3 protein-coding genes are annotated in these 2,746 nt (G+C 43.4%); 2 read left to right on the forward strand and 1 reads right to left on the reverse strand.

Features of this window, described 5'->3' with window-relative positions; all coding sequences use genetic code 11:
- Positions 1-587 (forward strand): NAD(P)/FAD-dependent oxidoreductase (locus VIP81_RS19580; RefSeq protein WP_331964984.1); only part of this gene is annotated, 587 nt, incomplete at its 5' end.
- Between the two features lie 84 nt (positions 588-671).
- On the opposite strand, the gene VIP81_RS19585 is transcribed toward VIP81_RS19580, so the two are convergent.
- Positions 672-1,961: a DUF5103 domain-containing protein gene (locus VIP81_RS19585; RefSeq protein ID WP_331964986.1), complete on the reverse strand. Its 1,290-nt coding sequence runs from the start codon at positions 1,959-1,961 to the stop codon at positions 672-674.
- Between the two features lie 192 nt (positions 1,962-2,153).
- Here VIP81_RS19585 and VIP81_RS19590 point away from each other — a divergent pair.
- Positions 2,154-2,746 (forward strand): ABC transporter permease (locus VIP81_RS19590; protein WP_331964988.1); only part of this gene is annotated, 593 nt, incomplete at its 3' end.

A 2,746-nucleotide genomic window follows, 5' to 3' on the forward strand; every position in this document is an offset into this window, starting at 1 on the left:
TAAAAGAATATGACGGAAAAACGGTTACCCTAAGTACCGGAGAACTGATTCAAACGCAATCCCTCCTATGGTCTGCCGGCGTAAAAGGTATACCAGTAAAAGGAATTCCTGCCGACATTACACTCCCCAACGGCCGTGTCATTGTGAATGAACTCAACCAGGTAAAAGGCTTCACCAATGTATATGCGATCGGCGACATTGCACAAATGACCAACGATCCCCGCTTCCCCAAAGGGTATCCCATGGTAGCCCAGGTAGCCATACAGCAAGGTAAAAATGTAGCCCATAACTTACGCCTTTCGTTAAACCACAAACCCATGAAAGGCTTTAGTTACAAGGATCTTGGCAGCATGGCCACCATTGGTCGTAACAGGGCAGTTGCCGAATTTGCCGGCATGCGCATGAGTGGTTACCTCGCCTGGATAGCCTGGATGGTAGTGCATCTTCTAAGCCTGTTGGGATTCAGAAATAAACTGGTGGTATTCATTAACTGGTTTTACCGCTACTTTACATACGAAAGAGGTACACGCATCATTATTAAACGTGGTGCAGCCAATATTGTGAAACTAAGACAGAGTATTAATTGAGAATTACGAATTACGGATTTGTGGGAGGATATACGCGTTTACTATCTTCTCACAAATCCGTAATTCGTAATTCGTAATTCTCAATCACCTCCTGTTCAGAACAGAATTCAATGTAATAGACGATACCAGCTCGTCAGATCTGCCCCCTAACGCCCGGTAATACAACAGGATGGTATAATTATTCTCTGCTTCCCAGTAGTTACCCTCTGTCAGTTCTGTGCTGAATTTGCCGTTAGGTACTGTTTTATCTACCAGCCCATAAACGTAATTATAATAACCTTGCTTTAGCAACAGCGTACCTTCATACGAACGGCTGGCGCCATTGTAAGAAAGCTTACTATTCTTATTGCATTCATAGTTGGTGAACTCTCCGAATATATACATGTCATAGCCCGCATATGGCTCTGGCGAATAAAAAGAGAAATGCACCGAGGCGTAGTCACCTTCAAAATTAGGATCATAATCATCCAGCGTAGCGAGGTAATATTTGCCATTAATATCTTTAAGAAACTGATACACTTTATCTGCTCTTTCCTGATCAGGTACGGCAAATACATCGGTGCCGTTATTATGATACTCCGATCGTTGCACCCGCTCCGTTTGTAACCGGAAGCTGCGTAAGTCTATCCACCGGAATTCTTTTCCCGCAGGCATAATACAGTCCTGTTCTGCATTATACTTTAATATGTTGCCGTTGATAAACTGTGGCTTGAGGGTAGTCAGCGCATTATCCCAACGATAATTCTGTAACACCACCACCTTGATCTGATCAAATGGATTCTGGATATTTAAAGAGCCCGTATTGACTTCGAAGTTGATCTTCTGGTAAGTACGGAATAGTTTAGGCGCAATAGGATTCTGGATAAATCCTGCTATCCCGGCCTTATTTTCCACTACAAACATCCGGCGGGTAAAGGCCAGTTGAGAAGTATCGCTGTCCAGGTAAATCTTTAACAGGTAGTTACCAGATTTTACCGGATAGCTATTAGTACCCGGCAGCTGCACGCTGTAGTGGGTATAGCGTGCCAGCGAAACACTCGATAACTTATAATTGAGTATTCTCGTTTCGGAGAATCCACGCATGTAATCAAACTGGTTTACGGGTGCCGGCGTCCAGTCTGCATTACAAAGCACAAACGAATAATAATAGTTTTTTACATCATTATCCATATCATCAAAAGACAACTCCAGCTTCTCCCCTCCGCCAATGGTATACATCGGCATACTAAGCGGGTCGCCGGCCTGGCTAAATTTCACTGATCTGATGTTGTTGTAATACACATGGTCCGGGGTAATCTCATTTACCTGTGCCGCTATCTTATTGCTAAACAAACAGGAAGCAATGGCTAGTATGAAAAATGCTGCTGTACGCATACGAGGAAATTGATAATATTCAAGTTACGATTATTAATGGAAAGCAAAAAGCAGAAGGCAAAAAGCAAAAAGCTATTATAGCGAATGATCTCAGCGAAAATAAAGCAATTAACCGCTTCAATCACCCGCTATAACAGCTTTTTGCTTTTTGCTTTTTGCCTTCTGCTTTCCGCTTTTCCCTATATTTGTCCCATGCGTTTATCTTTCTTCATTGCCAAAAGGATTGCTTTCAATAAGGGATCTACTTTTTCAAAGTTTATTATCAATATAGCAGTAGCCGCCACCGCGGTGAGCGTAGCGGTAATGATACTGGCAACAGCTTTGGTAAACGGGTTTCAACAAGTGATCCAGGAAAAGATATTCAGCTTCTGGGGGCATATCCATGTGAACCAATACCAACCCAATGCCGGACCACTCACAGAAGAAATTCCTTTCACCGGCAGAAATACCCTGGTAGATAGCATTAAACTGGCGCCGGGTATCAAAACCATCAGCAATTACGCCACCAAGTCCGCGATCATTAAATCAGAGAAAGAAATAGATGGTATCATTTTCAAAGGAGTAGATAGCGGATACGACTGGCCACAGCTGAAGCGCTTTCTGAAATCGGGTAATCTCCTCCAGTTTAACGACTCCGCCTATTCCCCCGAAATCATGATCTCCGAATACATGGCTGCCCAGCTACAGCTGAAAGTAAATGATAAAGCCATCATTTATTTTATTCAGGGCGGCGGCTTGCCTCCCCGTGCCCGCAAACTAACGGTAACGGGCATATTTAAAACCGG

This window comes from Chitinophaga sp. (assembly GCF_036566945.1).
GTDB lineage: Bacteria > Bacteroidota > Bacteroidia > Chitinophagales > Chitinophagaceae > Chitinophaga.

Excerpts from the sequence above, each read along its gene's own strand:
- VIP81_RS19585 (WP_331964986.1), bottom strand. The coding sequence starts at position 1,961 with ATGCGTACAGCAGCATTTTTCATACTAGCCATTGCTTCCTGTTTGTTT.